The organism is Marinifaba aquimaris, from assembly GCF_013328345.1.
GTDB lineage: Bacteria > Pseudomonadota > Gammaproteobacteria > Enterobacterales > Alteromonadaceae > Marinifaba > Marinifaba aquimaris.
In genome coordinates this window covers 162,970-180,300 of sequence record NZ_JABULX010000004.1, presented here as the reverse complement: position 1 = coordinate 180,300, position 17,331 = coordinate 162,970, and the positions used below count along the sequence as shown (strand labels likewise).

Genomic DNA, 17,331 nt, shown 5'->3' with positions numbered 1-17,331 from the left:
GCAACTCACTAAACTTTTGGCAAACGCTTTCACACGTTTTATAGGAACTTAACTAAGCGGACTGTCGCTTTATTCGCAATAGTGCAATTGCGCAACCGGCAAGTAATAACACAGAGGTGTTAGAGGGCGCACTCACTTCTACAGGTGCGGTATAACTCAATGCATCGGAGCCATAAAAAGCAGTCGTTGTGCCACCCTGCCCTGATAAGCTAAACGAATTAATGGCAACGTCGCTGATCACGCCAAAAAATGAACTTTCATTCCAAACTTGCGTCACCATCAGCGCATTGATGATTTCATGACCAGCATCATCAGAGTACGTCAGGTTATTCGCATTAAGTTCGTTCACATCAAAACCTATAGCAAACACATCGTGATCAAAACTGACAGTCAAAGTATTACTTTCTCGAACTGACAGGGCTTTGTCACCTTCACTAACTAAACTTGTCGTCATGCGATACGCTTTAAAGCCTGAAACATCTACATGAGTTTGTGTGTTATCATTAAAGCCTTCAAAACTCAGTGGTGCATTCACAGCCGTTTCAAATGCCGCTCTATCTGTATACACAATGAGTGCAGCTTTTGCTCGGCTTGCCCAAACTAACATCAGTAACATATTTACCACTAAAAGCTTTTTGATCATTTTTTCCATTAATTACCTCTAAGCTGACTACATAACTACCTAACTGCTGCATAATATACCCATCAAATGTGCAAAGATTATGGAACCTAAAGGCAAAAGCGTTAGTTTGGTATACAAAGCAGACTAACAAACTGTTTTTAATCTATATTTTCATTTAACTTTTTTGCTAACTTAGTTTACCTAAGGCTCAATGACATAGGGAAATATGCCAATTATGCAGATAAGAACGGCTAAAAAAGATGACTTAGCACAAATACTACAACTTTATGATGAATTAAGACCGAATGATCCATTATTAACGCCCGAGCAAGCTCAAACCACTTGGCAAAATATGCTCCATGATGACAGAACGGATATCATTGTCGCCGATATGGACGGGAAACTTGCTTCAACTTGTTCACTAACGCTGAATTTAACCCTGACTAATGGTGCAAAACCTTTTGCGATGATAGAACATGTTGTTACCTCTGCTGATTTTCGTCGTCAAGGTTTGAGTCAAAAGGTGATTGATTCTGCAATTAAGCTCGCTTGGCAAAAAGGTTGTTACAAAGTCATGTTACTCTCAGGAGAGCAACTTAAAGGTGCACATCAACTTTATCGTTCAGTCGGTTTAAAGGATGGCATTGAACGAGGTTTTGTCATTAAACCTGATTAATATTGGCTAAAAAAGAGACTATATGACATCCATTAAATTTATTGCCGTCGATATGGATGGTACGTTATTAGATGACAATAAGTGTTTACCAACTGATTTTTTTGCAGTATTTGAACAACTGTCAAAAAAGAACATCGTTTTTGCCGCAGCATCTGGTCGACAATACCAAAGCTTAGCTAAACAATTTGCAGGCATAAAAAACAAAATGTTATTTATTGCTGAAAACGGCACACTCGTCGTTTATCAAGATAAAGTCCTATTTAGCCAAAGCATCAGCCCGATAGTCGTTAGTCAAATTATCGAAAAAACACGTCAGATAAAATCTGCTTTTATTGTCGTTTGTGGCAAAAAGTCAGCTTATGTTGAAACTAAAAATCAACAAGCGCTAGCAGAGATACGAAAGTATTACCACCAGCTAGAAATTGTTGATGACTTAAAACAAGTCAATGATGAGTTTATCAAAGTCGCTATTCTAGATTTTAACGGTACTGAAAAACATGTTTACCCTCATCTTGCCCCCCACTTTGAAACAACGCATCAAGTCGTTATCAGCGCTTATATATGGCTTGATATCATGCATCCGAGCGCATCTAAAGGCCAAGCTATTTGTCAGTTAAGGGAGATATTTGATTTCACTTATGAGCAAAGTATGAGCTTTGGAGATTATCTAAACGATAAAGAAATGCTAACAGCCACCTATCACAGCTACGCAATGGCTAATGCGCATCCTGATATAAAAAAAGTGGCACGCCATATCGCGCCTAGTAACCAAGAAAACGGTGTAATTAAAACTATTCGTAGCCAAGTGCTAAATGAGGAGCCCGGTTAAAGCATTAAGTGGCACACCAATAAAAAGTTAGATTGCAGATGATTACGGTTAAATTATTGGTTAATTAATCAGTGAATATAATAACCTAATGTGACTCACACAAACATTTTACCAATTTAAAACTGCAGTTATTGGAGTCAAAAATTGTGCAAGACATCGAACGAGAAGACTTAATTAAAACGACATGGCAACTACACAGCCAGATTGAAAAAGCCTATTTGGATCACCCTGCGCGTAAAGGCGATATAGAATGGCCAGAAAAACAGCGCTTGTTGTTAGCTGATATGGCCATTCATTTATTGCAAACGTCACTAGGGCCTGATGATTTAAACCTTGAACACTTACGTAATAACCTCAACGCAATTTTGGTTATAACCGATCAGTACTTACCGCAAGCCGAGCTCAAAAAATCTGCAAATAAACTGTTTGAGCAGGGCTAATTTATCAATTAGCTAACACTGTTAGGTATATGAAGTGGCAAAAACTTGATACTGGCATCCACTAAATTCAACAAAGCTTCTCTGCTTTTACCCGCTTTTGCCTGTACCGCCAAACCATGAGTAAAGGTCAGTAAAAAGTCGACCAACTCATTGGCATTAAGTGATTTATCTAGACGCAATGCAGTTTGCTCTTTGTGGAAGAATTCGAGTAATAATGCGTAGGACGATTCATCTGCTTGTGCTAGCGCCGTTTGTGCCGAATCAGGTAATGCGGCACTGGTTGACTCTCCAGTACACATACTGACAAAACAACCTCTTGGCAAAGACGGCTCAGTTTGAAATTCAACAAAAGCCCTAAGGCAATTAGTTAGCTTATCTTTAGTTGATAAATTATTGTCAATTAGGGTTTCAAAAACAGGAGCTGCAAATACCTGGCGATAATAATCAATCGTTTGAATAAACAAAGCCTCTTTATTGCCAAAGGCTGAGTACATGCTGGGTTTATTGATGCCCATCGCTTTGGTCAAATCAGCTAGCGAAGTACCCGCATACCCATTTTGCCAAAAAACTAAAGTGGCTGCTCTTAATGCCGTTTCCGTATCAAAGTTGCGTTTTCTACCCGACATGAAAAATCCAAAAAATAAATGCTTGACTCAATTGTACCGATCGGTAAATAAAATATCAATCATACCAATCGGTACAAATCAGTTAATTGAATTAAGGAATAAATCATGTCGATTATTGTTAAAGGTAAAACCGCACTTGTCACCGGCGCAAATAGAGGTATTGGGCGAGATATCGCCATTGCATTTTTAAATCAAGGAGCGGAAAAAGTTTATTTAGCGGTGAGAAATAGAGCCAGCGTTAACGATCTAGTTAACGACTACCCAGGTCAGTTTGAAGCACTAGAAGTCGATGTAACCAACCCAAATTCAGTACAAGCACTCGCAGCAAGCGCGCAAGATGTCAATATTGTCATCAACAACGCGGCCGTTTTAGCGCCATCAGGCGTATTTGACGATAACGTATTTGATAGTTTTGAACAGGAGCTCAATGTCAATACGCTGGGACTGCTGAGAATGGCACGTGCTTTTGCTCCCGTACTTGAAGCCAATAAAACAAGCACATTTATTCAGTTAAATTCAATTGTATCGTTTAAAAGTTTTGATTCAGTCGCCACGTACTCTGCCTCTAAAGCCGCTTCTTATTCATTTACGCTTTCGGTTAAAAATGAATTTGAGCAAAAAGGCATTCAAGTTCACAGTGTTCACCCTGGACCTATCGCAACGGATATGTCAGAGCAAGCCGGCGTCAAAGATATAGGTGAACCTTCAAGCGTTGTCGCCGATGACATTATCGATGTGCTAGAAAACAATGTATTTTTATCTTTCCCTGATGAGATAGCTAAATAATTTGGCCAAGGCTACCAAAGCTTTTACCAAGATGTGGTTCAAGCAGAAATGATTGCTGAAGAATAAATAAAAAACCCGCTTTAAAGCGGGTTTTCTTTTAATTCATTACGGGGTTAATTAACCGGTATTGCGCATACCTGTTGCAATACCCGCCATCGTCACCATCAATAATTGTTCACATTGAGGGTGCTCTGGTTTTTCTCTTAAGCGCTTAAGTGCTTCTACTTGCATTAAGTGCAATGGTACCAGGTAAGGCTGACGTAATTTAAACGAGCTTTGGTTCCAAGGATCGCTTTCCATTGCTTCTTTTTGATTTAACAAACGCATAACCGTTTGCTCGTCTTTGGCTAATTGAGAACGAATTTGTTCACCCAACGGCTGTAGTTCTTTTTCAACCAATGCTGCATCATAAAGTGCCGATATTTGACGATCTGATTTTAAGTAAACCATTTCAGTTAACGAAATACGGGCTTTGAAATAAGGCCACGCTTTTAACATCGCTTGCATCGTATCATTGTTGTCTTGAACAAACTGCTCAATTGCTTGGCCTAAACCTAACCAACTTGGCACAACTAAACGGTTTTGGCTCCATGCAAAAATCCAAGGGATAGCACGAAGTGATTCAATACCACCGTCTACTTTACGTTTGCTTGGACGCGACCCCAAAGGTAGTGATGAAAGTTCCTGCTCTGGTGTTGCTTGACGGAAATAACGAACAAAGTTTGCTTCTTCGCGAATATAACTGCGATAGATATCACAGCTAACATCTGCCATTTTGTCCATTAATTCACGCCACTCTTGCTCTGGCTCTGGTGGAGGCGTGATCAGACTTTCTAAGATAGCGCTGGCATATAAATGTAAACTGCGCACGGCTAAGTTAGGTAAACCGAACTTGTACCTAATTGTTTCACCCTGCTCAGTTACACGTAAACCACCGTCTAACGTACCAGGTGGTTGAGAGGCAATAGCCGCATGAGCTGGACCGCCACCGCGACCGATAGTGCCACCACGACCGTGGAATAATTTTAAGATGGTGTCGTGCTCTTTAAACACTTTAACCAATGCTTCTTGCGCTTGATACTGACCCCAAGTAGCCGCTAGTACACCCGCATCTTTAGATGAATCAGAGTAGCCTATCATCACATAGTGCTCACCCGCACATTTATTGCGGTATTCATCTACAGCGAGTAGTTTATTCATCACACTAGCCGCATCATTTAAATCGTCTAACGTTTCGAACAACGGCGCAATAGGCATGTGCCAGCTCATTCCAGCCGCTTTCATCAGTAAATTGACCACTAATACGTCACTTACTTTACTTGCCATCGAAATGATGTAGATACCTAACACTTCGCTTGGTTGCTCTGCGATCAGTGCAAAAGTATCCAGTACTTCTTGGGTGTCTTCACTCCACTGAGCTTGAGGTAGCAATGGGCGTGGATTTTTCAATTCGTTTAATAAGAATTCAATCTTTTGCTGTTCTGTCCAATGATTAAAGTCACCTAAGTGAAGCGCTTTAACGATATCAGCAACGGTCTCGTCATGACGCTCACTGTGTTGACGAAAATCGAGCTTAACGAGTGAGATACCAAAACACTGAACTTTACGGATAAGATCTAATACATGTGAGTTAGCCACGCGCGTCAAACCAACGGCCAGTAAGCTCTCACGACAAGCTTTAAGTGGTGCAATTAGTTCATCAGATGATGCGATAGCACCTGCACTTTGCCCTTCTTGTAATAAGGCGACACTGACTTTCAACTTATCAATAGCCGTTTTTAATGCACAGCGATATGGGCCTAAGTGATTAACATCGGCTTCTAATAATTCATCCGTTGCTTTGCTCATAGACAATTCAAGTGATAAACGTTCGAAGTCTTGTAAGTAAAGTTCTGCTGCCATTAAGCGCGCTTGCATAATCGCTTGTTTACTTAGTTTAGCTGTAACAAACGGGTTACCATCACGATCACCCGCCATCCAGCTTGCCATCGTTACGGGTACGATATCTTCTGCCAAAGGCAGGCCCGTTACTTTAATTGACAATTCATCCAATTCACGGACAAATTGAGGTACCGCATGCCATAAACTATCGGCAATCGCGTTTAATCCCCAACGGGACTCATCAAGTGGCGATGGACGTTTGTTACGAATTTCATGCGTGTGCCAAGCTTGCTCAATTAATTCTTCGATACGGCCACTTAATTGACCATCAGCTTGGCCTAGTTCTTCAGCAATTTGGTGATATTTGTGAATAAAAGTACGACGATTAACTTCTGTTGGGTGAGCAGTAAGAACGAGCTCAATATGTAATTTAGCTACTGCTTCGTTGAAGCGCTTAGCATCTAAATCACCTAATTTTGCAGCGAGTGATTCTAATGGGTGAGGTAAATCTAATTCAGCTAGACCTTGTTCGCTCGCTGTGTGTTGTTGTTCAGCAATATTTGCCAAGTTTAAAAACTGACTGAAAGCACTGGCGTGAATGAGAAGATCATCTTCAGAGCTTTGTGAAAAAATGCGTTGTAACTGTTCAACGGCTTGTTCATCACCTGCAGCAACGTCTTTACCTAAAAGACGAACAGCTTCAATATTATCAATCCAACTGGCACCTTTATCATCAGCAATAGTTTTACCTAAGATAGTGCCAAGTTCACGGACATTATTTGAGATTGTTTCTAACATAAGTTTTTCTCTCATCTCTTTATTATTTATAAGCGACTGATGATGTCTGCCGCATGAGCGTAAAGTGGGATCCCCCAGATTACGTTAAAGCTAAAAGTTATGGCTAAAGACGCAACTAACGCTTGGGCGATGTTGGCTTTAGGCTGAGCCTGCTCAAATACAGCAGGTACAGCAATATAGGACGCACTGGCCGCTAAGGTTGCAAGTAAGGTTAATCCACCCACACTTAAACCCAACCAATACCCCAAAGTAAGGCCCATTATGGCACCCAATACAGGCATCGTGATGCCAAAACTAATAATAAACATATGATTGCTCGACAGGTCAGATAAGCGTTGACCAGCCAATGCCCCCATATGAATTAAATATAAAGCAAGCATAACGGCGAAAATGGGTTTCAAGTTTTTCACCATAGGTTCGGCTACTTCGCCATAAAGAGCACCAATCAGCATGCCTATTACAATCAGGGCTAAGCTTTTGTGCGCGAAGATGGTACGTAAATCAAAGCCTTTTTGGCCTTGTTTACGACTTAAATAAGCCAAACCAAATATAATTGCGGGTAGTTCTAATAGTGCGACAAATAATGCAATTTGTGGTTCAAATTCAATTTCTCTTAATTGTAAGAAACTGATCGCCACTGCATAAGTACCAACACTAACGGAGCCATAATGTGCAGCGAGTGTTGTTTTATCTATTGTATTAAGCTTGGAAAAAGTACCAATCAACAACATGGCTACCAGCGTTACCAAAACGCCGAGCATGATAACGGATATACTCTGCCCTAATAAAGCCCAGTTCGCACTATAGGCGAGCGCTTGGCCACCTTTTAACCCGATTGTGATTAATAAAACGTAGGTAAGTAGCTGATAAGCATCATTGGGTAGTTGCAAATTGACGCCTAGTCGCTGACACACTAAAGCCATTAAGAAAAATAGCGCTAAGATATCTGGTAAAAAGCTCGCCATCTTTAACTCGATTGTGCCAGTGACTTGTTTTGTGTTTTAAGATACAAACAAAACAAAATGTAACATGCCATCGCAATCAACAATGTAGTAAAGCTACCCATTGCCATACCTGTGGTTTTGGCAATTAAAGCAATCAGAGCAAGAAAAATAAAAGTTAAACAAACGAAAACTAGCTGCATTGTTGAACTCCTAAAAATAATTGGCAGTGAGTCTAAAACTAGACAAAAATAAAAACCAATATATATTTACAACATCAACTATAGATTTTTATTTATATGAAAATACAAACTAATGGCTAAATTGAGTTATGCTGAGTAATCGCCAACCTACTTTTCGCCAATTACAGCTCATACGAGCACTGGCTCAATATAAGAACATTTCAGCAGTCGCTGAAAAGCTACATATCTCTCAGCCTTCAGTTTCTATTCAGTTAAAAAACCTAAGTGAATTAGTTGAATTGCCAATTTACCATTCGCGTGGCAAACAAATTGAGTTAACCGATGCGGGACAACAATTGTTGCGCACCGCTGATGAGATTTTTTCCAGTTTAACCAATATGCAAGTGGCGTTAGATGATTTAAAAGGCTTGCAATCGGGTTCACTAAAAATTTGTGTGGTATCGACAGCAAAGTATTTTTTGCCGTTAATTCTCGGACCATTCTGTAAAAAACACCCCAAAATAGATGTCAATTTACAGATAGGTAACCGCCAGCAGGTAATGGAAAGACTCAATGCTAACCTTGATGATTTTTATATCTTCAGTCATTGCCCTGAGCGAGCCGACATCATTGCTAAACCCTTTTTGGACAATGAGCTGGTGGTCGTCGCACCTAAACGCCATGAATTAGTCGGCATGGACAATATCAGTCTGGCGAGGCTTTCTCACTACCCTTTTATCCTAAGAGAACATGGCTCAGGCACAAGGCAAAGCATCACTCAGTTTTTGGATAGCCATAAGATTAAATTGTCCGAAAAAATGACAATAGAAAGTAATGAAGCAATAAAATACACAGTCGCTGCGGGACTTGGGTTATCCATTCTCAGTCGCCATACGCTCGATTACGGTCATGTCCCGGGTTTAGTGAAACTAAAAGTAAAAGGTTTCCCAATAAAAAATCAATGGCATTTAGTACAAAGAAAAGATCGGCAAACAAGCCGACTAGCCCGAGCCTTTGAACAATTCATGCAAGAGCAAGGCATTGAGAACTTACTATCGAGCAACTACCAAGGTTAACTGGCTATCAGGCCTTACATACTCGTCTCTATTTATTTACAAACGCCCTGTTATGTATTTGATTTAAGACGTGTCTCGGGCAGAACAATTCGGCTAAGATGAAGTGGATTTGTTTAATCTATTTGAAGGAATAAACCAAGTGCCTACTTTTTCTAACCCGCACTTTGATGACCATGAACAAGTGGTCTTTTTTCACGATAAAGCTTCAGGCTTAAAAGCGATTGTTGCTGTTCACAACACCAAATTAGGCCCTGGTTGTGGAGGTTGTCGTATGTGGCCTTATGACAATGACGAGGAAGCATTAACGGATGTACTTCGTTTATCAAAAGGTATGACGTATAAAAGTGCTGTCGCGGGTTTACCACTAGGTGGTGGTAAAGCAGTGATCATTGGCGATCCTAAAAAAGATAAGTCGCCCGCTTTATTCAAAGCATTTGGCCGTTTTTTAAATAACTTAGGTGGTAGTTATATCGTTGCCGAAGACGTCGGTATTACCCCAGATGACATCGAGCTCATTCACTCTGAAACCGAGTTTGTTTCAGGAACAAAAGATTCAAGCGGTGATCCATCTCCACATACTGCATTAGGTACATTCTTAGGTATCAAAGTCGCAGCCAAACACCAATTTGGTTCTGAAGATTTAACCGGTAAGATTGTTGCAGTACAAGGTGTTGGTCATGTTGGTTACTACTTGTGTAAACATTTACACGAGTCGGGAGCAAAGCTCATCGTTACCGATATTGATGAACAAGCACTACAACGCGTTGAACAAGAGTTTAGCGCAACCATAGTTGCGACCGAAGACATTTATCATCAGGACTGTGACATTTACGCACCTTGTGCATTAGGTGCTACGCTGAACGAATTTACTATCCCTATGTTAAAAGCAGAGATAGTTGCAGGTTGTGCAAATAACCAGTTAGCAACAGCTGAAGATGGGTTGCGCTTACAAGAACGCGGTATTTTATACACGCCGGATTATGTGATTAATGCCGGTGGTATCATTAATGTCGCTTTAGAAGTGGGCGATAAAGACAACTATGATGAAACGGCTATCTCGGCAAAAGTTGAAGCCATCTACACTACATTAGATACTTTATTTGAACGAGCCAAAACATCAGGTAAAACACCTGCAGAAGTAGCCGATATTATGGCTAGAGAGTTAATCAAGTAACTCTATTTAAAAAAGTTAAAGTAGTTCAATTACTTAACTACTTTAACTTTTATTTATTTTTAATAATTCTTGTGATTAATTAACGTTTATTAACTAACATTTAGGCGGTTTTTCTTATATTCTAGTTGTACATTCTTTGTACTTGTCAACCACTTTACCATGCCAAAAACCTTTGCAATTGGATTGCTCATTTTCTTCTGTTTTTTTTCTCATCATGCTTTTGCTCGTACAGAAACGGCATCACCTAAAATCGTCTTTTTAAATTCCTACCACAATGGTTTTAGTTGGAGTGATAAAATTCTTAAAACCTATCGGCGCAAAGTGGCAAAATTCAATGGTCGAGTTTATCCATTTCACATGGATACTAAGCGTAATTTCGACAATGAGTATTTAGATTTAATTACCGTAAAAAGTGTGGCCTTTATCGAAGAGATCAAACCAGACCTTATCATTGCCAGTGATGATAATGCGTCAAAATATGTGATTCAAAAGTACTTTAAGAACCATAAAATTCCCGTGGTTTTTGTTGGCGTCAATCTAGATGCTTATGTCTATGGCTACCCTTATGAAAATGCCACAGGGTTAGTTGAATCGGCAGTATTACCCCCGTTACTTAAGGCATTAACAAAAACACTGCCAAAGAACAGCCAATACGCAGTACTTTTTACCAACACTACAACGAGTCAAAAAAAGCTGAAGTACTACCAAAATATCTACGCTGATATCCATTTTGAGGTCGTCAACTCTTTTGAGCAATGGCAGTTTGTCGTGACTGATTTAACCGATAAAGGCTATATCATCATTATGGATAACATTGCATCAGTAAATAACTTCGATGCCCAAAAAGCACATGATTTCATTGCCAAAAATGCGAAACAATTGACGGTTAATTTATCTTCAATGCACCGAACCTATACCCACTTTACCTATGATAACTTACCCCAAGAGCAAGGCGCTTGGGCAGCAAGAGCCACCCTCGCTATTTTACAAGGTACCCGCCCTGTTGATATTAAGATTCAAAAAAGTAAACACTTTAAGTTAAGTCAAAATAAAGGGCTGATTGCCGATTCAAACGTCCATATTCCGAGTACATTAATCCATCTTGCGAGTAAGGATGATTAATAAAAAACTGTAATTAAAAACAGTGCTTTAGCCCGGCAATTGTTTTAGAATGAGCGCACTTTGGTATCGAGTTAGTTTATTCAATGAGCAAGATTTCTGTAACACAACCGAGCTCGCCTAAAAAAGCAGGCGATCACATTCGCTGGGGCAATTTAGCTGGCAGTAGTTTATCAATAGCCACTCATGCGTTAGCCAATCAAAATAAAGGCGCCATTTTAGTTATTACAGCTGATACACCATCGGCATTGAAACTTGTGGCTGAGCTCGAAGCACTGACAAAAGACGATAAAAAGCTCAATACGTATTATTTCCCTGATTGGGAAACGTTGCCATATGACAACTTTTCACCGCACCAAGATATCATTTCACAACGATTAGAAACATTAGCAAAATTACAAGCGAATGAGCGTGCCATTTTTGTGGTACCAGCCACAACTGCACTGGTCAAACTTGCACCTATTGATTTTCTCAATCATTACACCTTACTGATCAATAAAGGTCAGACACTCGATATTAATGAATTTAGGTTGAGACTAGAACGTGCTGGTTATCGCGCAGTCGATCAAGTCATGGAACACGGTGAGTTCGCACTAAGAGGATCCATTTTGGACCTCTACCCTATGGGTAGTCATACCCCGTTTAGACTCGATTTTTTTGACGATGAAATAGATAGTATCCGTCAATTTGATCCCGAGAACCAACGATCTGCAGAAACCCTAGATAAGATTGAACTTTTACCCGCGCATGAATTTCCCATAGACGATAAAGCAATTGAAACCTTTAGAGTCAACTACCGTGAATATTTCGAACCGAATACCAACAAAGAGTCAGTTTACTATCAAGTATCCAAAGGCATTATGCCTGCAGGCATTGAGTACTATTTACCGCTATTTTTCCAACAAACGGCAACCTTGTTTGATTATTTACCAGGTAATGCCAATGTACTGTTTGAAGATGGCATACAAAATCAAGTTGAACGGTTTTTAACAGAGGTTGAAAATCGCTATGAAGATAGGCGTTATGACAAAAATAGGCCATTACTCAAGCCAGCCGATCTCTATCTAAAACTTGATCAATTCTACCAAGCACTTAACCAATTTGGTCGTATTGAATTTGGCAAAGCAAAGCTTGAAGAAAAAGCAGGTCGATTTAACTTCGATTGCCAGGCATTGCCTAATATTGCAGTCAATGCTCAACTGAAAGAACCGTTTAAAGCGTTTAATGAATTTGTTGCCAACTTTGATGGGCAAGTGTTGATCTTATCTGAAACACAAGGTCGACGTGAAACCTTGCTCGAAATGCTGAAAAAAGCGGGGATCAAACCTAAATCACTTGATAACTTAACACAGTTTTTGAAAAAGCCGGTCGATTTAGCTTTATGTATTTTAGAACTGGAATACGGCTTTATTGGCAATATTAATGACCAGCAACTGGCATTAGTAACAGAAGCTGAGCTGCTAGGTAACCCAGTCAAACAAGCAAGAAGGCGACGCGGTAAAAAAGATGAGGTTTCAACAACCGATTCCGTTATAAAAAATTTGGCCGAACTGAGTATTGGCCAGCCTGTTGTGCATCTAGATCACGGTGTCGGCCGTTACCAAGGCTTACAAACCCTTGATGCCGGTGGTATGCCAACCGAGTTTTTGACACTTGAATATGCAGATTCAAAGCTTTATGTACCCGTTGCCAATTTACACCTTATCTCACGCTATTTAGGTGGTGATATCGACCATGCACCACTTCACAAACTTTCCAGTGATGCTTGGGAAAAAGCCAAGAAAAAAGCAGCCGAAAAAGTCAGAGATGTGGCCGCTGAATTACTCGATGTATACGCCAAACGCGAATCAAAACCCGGCTTTGCTTTTAAAATTAACAACGATGATTATGCCCAATTTAGTGCTGGGTTTAAGTTTGAAGAAACCTTAGATCAGGAACAAGCCATTAACGCCGTATTGCGCGATATGCAATCTAGCCAATGTATGGACCGTCTGGTTTGTGGTGATGTTGGCTTTGGTAAAACCGAAGTGGCAATGCGTGCTGCCTTTGCGGCTGTTAATGAGAGCAAACAAGTCGCCGTGTTGGTACCAACAACACTCCTTGCCCAACAACACTATGAAAACTTCCAAGATAGGTTTGCCGACTGGCCAATCAAAGTCGAAGTATTATCGCGCTTTAAAACCGCTAAACAACAAAAAGAAGTGCTTAATCAGCTAGCTGAGGGCCAAGTAGATGTCATCATCGGTACGCATAAGCTACTTTCAAGTGATGTTAAATATCAAGATTTAGGGTTATTAATCGTCGATGAAGAGCATAGATTTGGCGTCCGCCAAAAAGAGCTGATTAAAAAACAACGCGCAGATGTAGACATACTGACCCTTACTGCAACGCCTATCCCGCGTACTTTAAACATGGCCATGAGTGGGATGCGTGATTTATCTATTATCGCAACACCACCTGCTAAGCGACTTGCCGTTAAAACATTCGTGCGCCAATTCGATAAAGCATTAATCAAAGAAGCCATCAGTCGTGAAATTATGCGTGGTGGTCAAGTATATTTTCTACACAATTCGGTAGAGACGATTGATAAAACAGCTGAGTTAATTCAAGAGATCGTACCAGAGGCACGGCCGATAATTGGTCATGGTCAAATGCGCGAACGTGAACTAGAACGCGTGATGTCTGATTTTTATCATCAAAAATACAATGTCTTGGTTTGTACCACTATTATCGAAACGGGTATTGATGTCCCAAGTGCCAATACCATTATTATCGATCAAGCCGATCATTTTGGTTTAGCACAGCTTCACCAGTTACGTGGTCGTGTGGGTCGCTCGCATCACCAAGCTTATGCCTACATGCTGACACCGCATCCAAAGCGTATGACAAAAGATGCTCAAAAGCGTCTTGAAGCCATCGCTAATTTAGAAGACTTAGGTGCAGGTTTTGCACTTGCAACGCACGATCTTGAAATTCGCGGTGCAGGTGAATTACTCGGTGACGATCAGAGCGGTCAAATTACCAGTATTGGTTTTACCTTATACATGGAAATGCTTGAACAAGCAGTAAAGGCTTTAAAAGAAGGCCGAGAGCCCGCACTAACCGATGCATTTGCAGTGAGCACAGAACTAGAGCTACGTATTCCGGCTTTACTACCCGATGATTATATCCCTGATGTGAATACGCGATTATCCATGTACAAAAAGATCGCCAGTTGTGATACTCAAGATAAATTAGATGACGTTCAAATTGAGTTAATAGACCGCTTTGGTTTATTACCACAACCTGCAAAAAACCTTGTCAAACAAAGTCAATTAAAGCTGCAAGCAGCAAAATTAGGCATTAAGAAATTAGATGCAGGTATCAAAGGTGGTATAGTAGAATTTAAAGAAGGGGCGGTTACCGATCCGACTAAGATCATCAACTTGATTCAAAGCGCACCAACTACATTCGGTTTAGCCGGACAAGATAAATTGAGGTTCAATTTAGAAGCGGCAGAAGCCCAAGAAAAACTCGATTTTATTGAACAATTATTTAAGCTGTTAAGCTAACGGATTGACTTACTCTATGAAAAAAAATGGCTTCAAAAAACCAGCGGTAGTTAGACGCAGTATAACGCTAGCTTGTGCTTTTTCTTTAGCTGCATCTGTCAGTTTTTCAGCCGGAGCATATGCAAAGCAATCTGCCGATCGCTGGTTTGAGGTAGAAATGATAATCTTTGCGCGCAACACTGAACGCGCAGATTTAGAGGAAAATTTCTCGCCATTGATTGAACCGATAAAAGTCAATCGAGCAAGACCATTGCTTGATAAACACATCCCTAAAAATGCCAAGCATTTAGCGCAATTAAAATCAGATTGTCATCTAGAGCAATCGATTGAACAAACGGACTTACATTTATTTGATGTTTTTCCTGAGCTTGCACCTGGTTTTGAACCAAGCCAACTGACAACAGAAACATTAACCGAGAGTACGCTAGACAGCGAGCCAAATATCGCACCGGAACACACTGAATTAAACGATACTAATGAGAATGAACAAGCCTCAGACCAAGGGCAATTTTATGACTCGGCTTCCAGCCCTATTTATCGCGATAATCAATCAGAGCCTGTTAATCAAACGATAAATGAAGTAGCTGAATTTGTCAGGTTAGACGGACTTAGGCATGAATTAGCATATGAGCTTGAACAACCAGAAATGCCTAGTTTATTTAGTCAAACTTCGCTGTGGCCAGTACCAGCTTGGCAGCAGGCATTTACTTTATGTGAGCCTCTTTTACCTAATGGTATCAGTGACGAGGTCAAACAATTAAAGCAGGCTAGAAATGATCTATTTATTGCCAATACCCCGCTTTATTTCCCAATAAAAGAAATTGCTTACAACGATAAACCTCATATGTTAGCTAAGTCGAGTTTAGTGTTCTCAAAAGAGGTACAAAAGCTCATTTATCGTAAAGACATGACGCCCCTTGCGCATTTAGGCTGGCGACAGCCTATAAAAAGCAGAAAAAGAGAAAAACCTTGGCGCATTTTTGCCGGTAAAAATTACTCAAAAGAGTTCGATTACCTAGGTGAGCCAATCGAACAACTTGAACAGGATTCAATCGATACAACCATCGAGCCACATCAACAAAGTGATATTTTAGCAGGTGATGAGAATAGACTTAGACATCAAAAAGTGATGGATAATGTGCAAAAGCTCATGGATAAAATCAACTCAGGAGAATGGCGAGCAGAAACGGCTCAACTTGATAAAGACCAACAAGCTTGGCAGCAACAAGCGAGTATCAAAGGCACGCCTGAACAAGTGTGGCAATTAGATGGACTCTTTAAAATATACCTACGCCATTATTTATTTATTGAGACCGAATTTAATATACGAAAACCCGATATCCATCCAGAGCAGTTAGCGTTAACTCAACAACAGGATGAAATCACGCAACCGGCTGTTGAATCACTACCACTGATGAATACTGATGGCGTTGTTATTGAACAAGCAGATACCATTGAACCCAAAGCAGACAAACAGTATCTATATTCTTATCATTTCAAACAAAACAGAAGAATTCGTTCAACCGAAATCCACTATTTTGATCATCCAATGATGGGGATTGTTCTGCAAGTGCGTCGATATGATTTGCCCAAAAAGCCTGAACAAAACCTGGTTGAAGAAAGCGAAACGTTAGAGGTATCAGTAGTCGTTGACGATGAAAGTGGTTTACAGGACATAAACGTAACACCACCAGAATCGAGTGAAATCGGTACTTTCACCGAGCTTGATTACCCTGCCGAGTTCTATTCTGAAAATAAAGAACTCGCTCCAGTAGTTGACTGGCGAATTAACACGAATCAATCAATTGCCAACAGCATACGATTCGATCTTTAACCCATTTAAAACGACAATACGGCCTTATTTAAAAGCTAAACCCAGTCTTGCGGTTTAGCTTTTTTTTATTAACAAACGTTGGATGGTAAATGTCGTCACAAGCTGAATTGCTAGTATGACAAATAACAATAAACCACCTATGTAAGCGAACAAATAAGGCGCTTGCATCAAGGTCGTCATCAATGATTCTTGATAGTAAAAAAACCACTGACTGTTTTCTGGAAAAACCCATTTGTGGAGTTGGTAAAATACTGGTCTAAAGCCAATAACCGCAATGATGATCAAACCTACCGACAACAGTGCTAGCATCGAAAGGTAAACATCCGTTATCTTAATATTGATACTCGTTTTTGTATTTTGACTGAATTGGTACATACCAAATAATAGCGATGCGGTTAAGATAATCACCCCAAAGCAGAACGTATTAATGGTGTTGAGTAATACAGCCACATCGTATAAGTGCTGTATTTCACTGTTGTGCAACAGCGTATCAATTACTGTGTGTTCGCGGTTTGTGTATTCAATCGAAGCTAAAGCAGACTTTACGTCTGCTAACGGTAATTCGATGCTGTCTGCTATTTGTTTAAAAAGTAGTATATGTTGCTGAGGGTCCGTTAATGCAAAATCTTGTTTGTAAATGTTCTGCGGAGCAAATTTGGCAATAGCTTGCTCAATATCCATCACCTGATACCAAAGTGGGTAAGCAAACTCAAAGGCTGCTGTTATCTTCCAACCAGCTAAAAAAGCAAATGCTAAAGAGAAGAATAAAACACATGTTGTCCCTAATACGCGCATT

15 protein-coding genes are annotated in these 17,331 nt (G+C 40.2%); 9 read left to right on the top strand and 6 right to left on the bottom strand.

Features of this window, described 5'->3' with window-relative positions; translation table 11 throughout:
• Positions 1-52: 52 nt before the first annotated feature.
• Positions 53-652, bottom strand: a complete 600-nt coding sequence (locus tag HR060_RS04460) for a hypothetical protein (protein WP_174199075.1) — start codon at positions 650-652, stop codon at positions 53-55.
• Between the two features lie 196 nt (positions 653-848).
• Here HR060_RS04460 and HR060_RS04455 point away from each other — a divergent pair, with 196 nt between their 5' ends.
• The 3 genes from HR060_RS04455 to HR060_RS04445 all read left to right on the top strand — a co-directional run bounded on the left by HR060_RS04455 (position 849) and on the right by HR060_RS04445 (position 2,567).
• Entirely contained in the window at positions 849-1,298 is a 450-nt protein-coding gene (locus HR060_RS04455) for a GNAT family N-acetyltransferase (RefSeq protein WP_217434867.1), read from the top strand.
• 22 nt (positions 1,299-1,320) lie between these two features.
• Positions 1,321-2,127, top strand: a complete 807-nt coding sequence (locus HR060_RS04450) for a Cof-type HAD-IIB family hydrolase (protein WP_174199074.1) — start codon at positions 1,321-1,323, stop codon at positions 2,125-2,127.
• 146 nt (positions 2,128-2,273) lie between these two features.
• Positions 2,274-2,567: a hypothetical protein gene (locus HR060_RS04445; protein ID WP_174199073.1), complete on the top strand. Its 294-nt coding sequence runs from the start codon at positions 2,274-2,276 to the stop codon at positions 2,565-2,567.
• A gap of 8 nt (positions 2,568-2,575) precedes the next feature.
• Here the strand turns inward: HR060_RS04445 and HR060_RS04440 are convergent, their stop codons facing one another.
• Positions 2,576-3,193: a TetR/AcrR family transcriptional regulator gene (locus HR060_RS04440; protein ID WP_174199072.1), complete on the bottom strand. Its 618-nt coding sequence runs from the start codon at positions 3,191-3,193 to the stop codon at positions 2,576-2,578.
• A 105-nt stretch (positions 3,194-3,298) separates the two neighbouring features.
• Between HR060_RS04440 and HR060_RS04435 the strand changes: the two genes are divergently transcribed.
• Complete coding sequence (locus HR060_RS04435) at positions 3,299-3,979, top strand: SDR family oxidoreductase (RefSeq protein WP_174199071.1); 681 nt, start codon at positions 3,299-3,301, stop codon at positions 3,977-3,979.
• Between the two features lie 117 nt (positions 3,980-4,096).
• Here the strand turns inward: HR060_RS04435 and ppc are convergent, their stop codons facing one another.
• From ppc to HR060_RS04420, 3 genes are read right to left on the bottom strand one after another with little or no spacing between them, the layout of a single operon-like run.
• The gene (gene ppc / locus HR060_RS04430) at positions 4,097-6,658 is read right to left on the bottom strand and encodes a phosphoenolpyruvate carboxylase (RefSeq protein ID WP_174199070.1); all 2,562 of its coding nucleotides are present in this window, start codon (positions 6,656-6,658) and stop codon (positions 4,097-4,099) included.
• 26 nt (positions 6,659-6,684) lie between these two features.
• The gene (locus HR060_RS04425) at positions 6,685-7,623 is read right to left on the bottom strand and encodes a sodium-dependent bicarbonate transport family permease (protein WP_174199069.1); all 939 of its coding nucleotides are present in this window, start codon (positions 7,621-7,623) and stop codon (positions 6,685-6,687) included.
• A 2-nt stretch (positions 7,624-7,625) separates the two neighbouring features.
• Positions 7,626-7,802 (bottom strand): hypothetical protein, encoded by a 177-nt coding sequence (locus HR060_RS04420; RefSeq protein WP_174199068.1) that lies wholly within the window; start codon positions 7,800-7,802, stop codon positions 7,626-7,628.
• A gap of 128 nt (positions 7,803-7,930) precedes the next feature.
• On the opposite strand from HR060_RS04420, the gene HR060_RS04415 reads away from it, so the two are divergent.
• The 5 genes from HR060_RS04415 to HR060_RS04395 all read left to right on the top strand — a co-directional run bounded on the left by HR060_RS04415 (position 7,931) and on the right by HR060_RS04395 (position 16,535).
• Entirely contained in the window at positions 7,931-8,857 is a 927-nt protein-coding gene (locus tag HR060_RS04415) for a LysR family transcriptional regulator (protein ID WP_174199067.1), read from the top strand.
• Between the two features lie 139 nt (positions 8,858-8,996).
• Positions 8,997-10,031: a Glu/Leu/Phe/Val dehydrogenase gene (locus HR060_RS04410; protein WP_174199066.1), complete on the top strand. Its 1,035-nt coding sequence runs from the start codon at positions 8,997-8,999 to the stop codon at positions 10,029-10,031.
• Between the two features lie 159 nt (positions 10,032-10,190).
• Entirely contained in the window at positions 10,191-11,153 is a 963-nt protein-coding gene (locus tag HR060_RS04405; RefSeq protein WP_174199065.1) for an ABC transporter substrate-binding protein, read from the top strand.
• Positions 11,154-11,236: 83 nt separating this feature from the next.
• Positions 11,237-14,701 carry a transcription-repair coupling factor gene (gene mfd / locus HR060_RS04400; RefSeq protein WP_174199064.1) on the top strand — a complete coding sequence of 1,155 codons (3,465 nt, stop codon included), beginning with the start codon at positions 11,237-11,239 and terminating at the stop codon, positions 14,699-14,701.
• Between the two features lie 16 nt (positions 14,702-14,717).
• Positions 14,718-16,535 (top strand): CsiV family protein, encoded by a 1,818-nt coding sequence (locus HR060_RS04395; RefSeq protein ID WP_174199063.1) that lies wholly within the window; start codon positions 14,718-14,720, stop codon positions 16,533-16,535.
• Between the two features lie 54 nt (positions 16,536-16,589).
• On the opposite strand, the gene HR060_RS04390 is transcribed toward HR060_RS04395, so the two are convergent.
• The gene (locus tag HR060_RS04390; RefSeq protein ID WP_174199062.1) at positions 16,590-17,330 is read right to left on the bottom strand and encodes a lipoprotein intramolecular transacylase Lit; all 741 of its coding nucleotides are present in this window, start codon (positions 17,328-17,330) and stop codon (positions 16,590-16,592) included.
• Position 17,331: the final 1 nt, after the last annotated feature.

Excerpts from the sequence above, each read along its gene's own strand:
- HR060_RS04420 (WP_174199068.1), bottom strand. The coding sequence starts at position 7,802 with ATGCAGCTAGTTTTCGTTTGTTTAACTTTTATTTTTCTTGCTCTGATT.
- HR060_RS04425 (WP_174199069.1), bottom strand. The coding sequence starts at position 7,623 with ATGGCGAGCTTTTTACCAGATATCTTAGCGCTATTTTTCTTAATGGCT.
- HR060_RS04405 (WP_174199065.1), top strand. The coding sequence starts at position 10,191 with ATGCCAAAAACCTTTGCAATTGGATTGCTCATTTTCTTCTGTTTTTTT.
- HR060_RS04450 (WP_174199074.1), top strand. The coding sequence starts at position 1,321 with ATGACATCCATTAAATTTATTGCCGTCGATATGGATGGTACGTTATTA.
- HR060_RS04455 (WP_217434867.1), top strand. The coding sequence starts at position 849 with ATGCCAATTATGCAGATAAGAACGGCTAAAAAAGATGACTTAGCACAA.
- ppc (WP_174199070.1), bottom strand. The coding sequence starts at position 6,658 with ATGTTAGAAACAATCTCAAATAATGTCCGTGAACTTGGCACTATCTTA.
- mfd (WP_174199064.1), top strand. The coding sequence starts at position 11,237 with ATGAGCAAGATTTCTGTAACACAACCGAGCTCGCCTAAAAAAGCAGGC.
- HR060_RS04440 (WP_174199072.1), bottom strand. The coding sequence starts at position 3,193 with ATGTCGGGTAGAAAACGCAACTTTGATACGGAAACGGCATTAAGAGCA.
- HR060_RS04390 (WP_174199062.1), bottom strand. The coding sequence starts at position 17,330 with ATGCGCGTATTAGGGACAACATGTGTTTTATTCTTCTCTTTAGCATTT.
- HR060_RS04415 (WP_174199067.1), top strand. The coding sequence starts at position 7,931 with ATGCTGAGTAATCGCCAACCTACTTTTCGCCAATTACAGCTCATACGA.
- HR060_RS04395 (WP_174199063.1), top strand. The coding sequence starts at position 14,718 with ATGAAAAAAAATGGCTTCAAAAAACCAGCGGTAGTTAGACGCAGTATA.
- HR060_RS04460 (WP_174199075.1), bottom strand. The coding sequence starts at position 652 with ATGGAAAAAATGATCAAAAAGCTTTTAGTGGTAAATATGTTACTGATG.
- HR060_RS04435 (WP_174199071.1), top strand. The coding sequence starts at position 3,299 with ATGTCGATTATTGTTAAAGGTAAAACCGCACTTGTCACCGGCGCAAAT.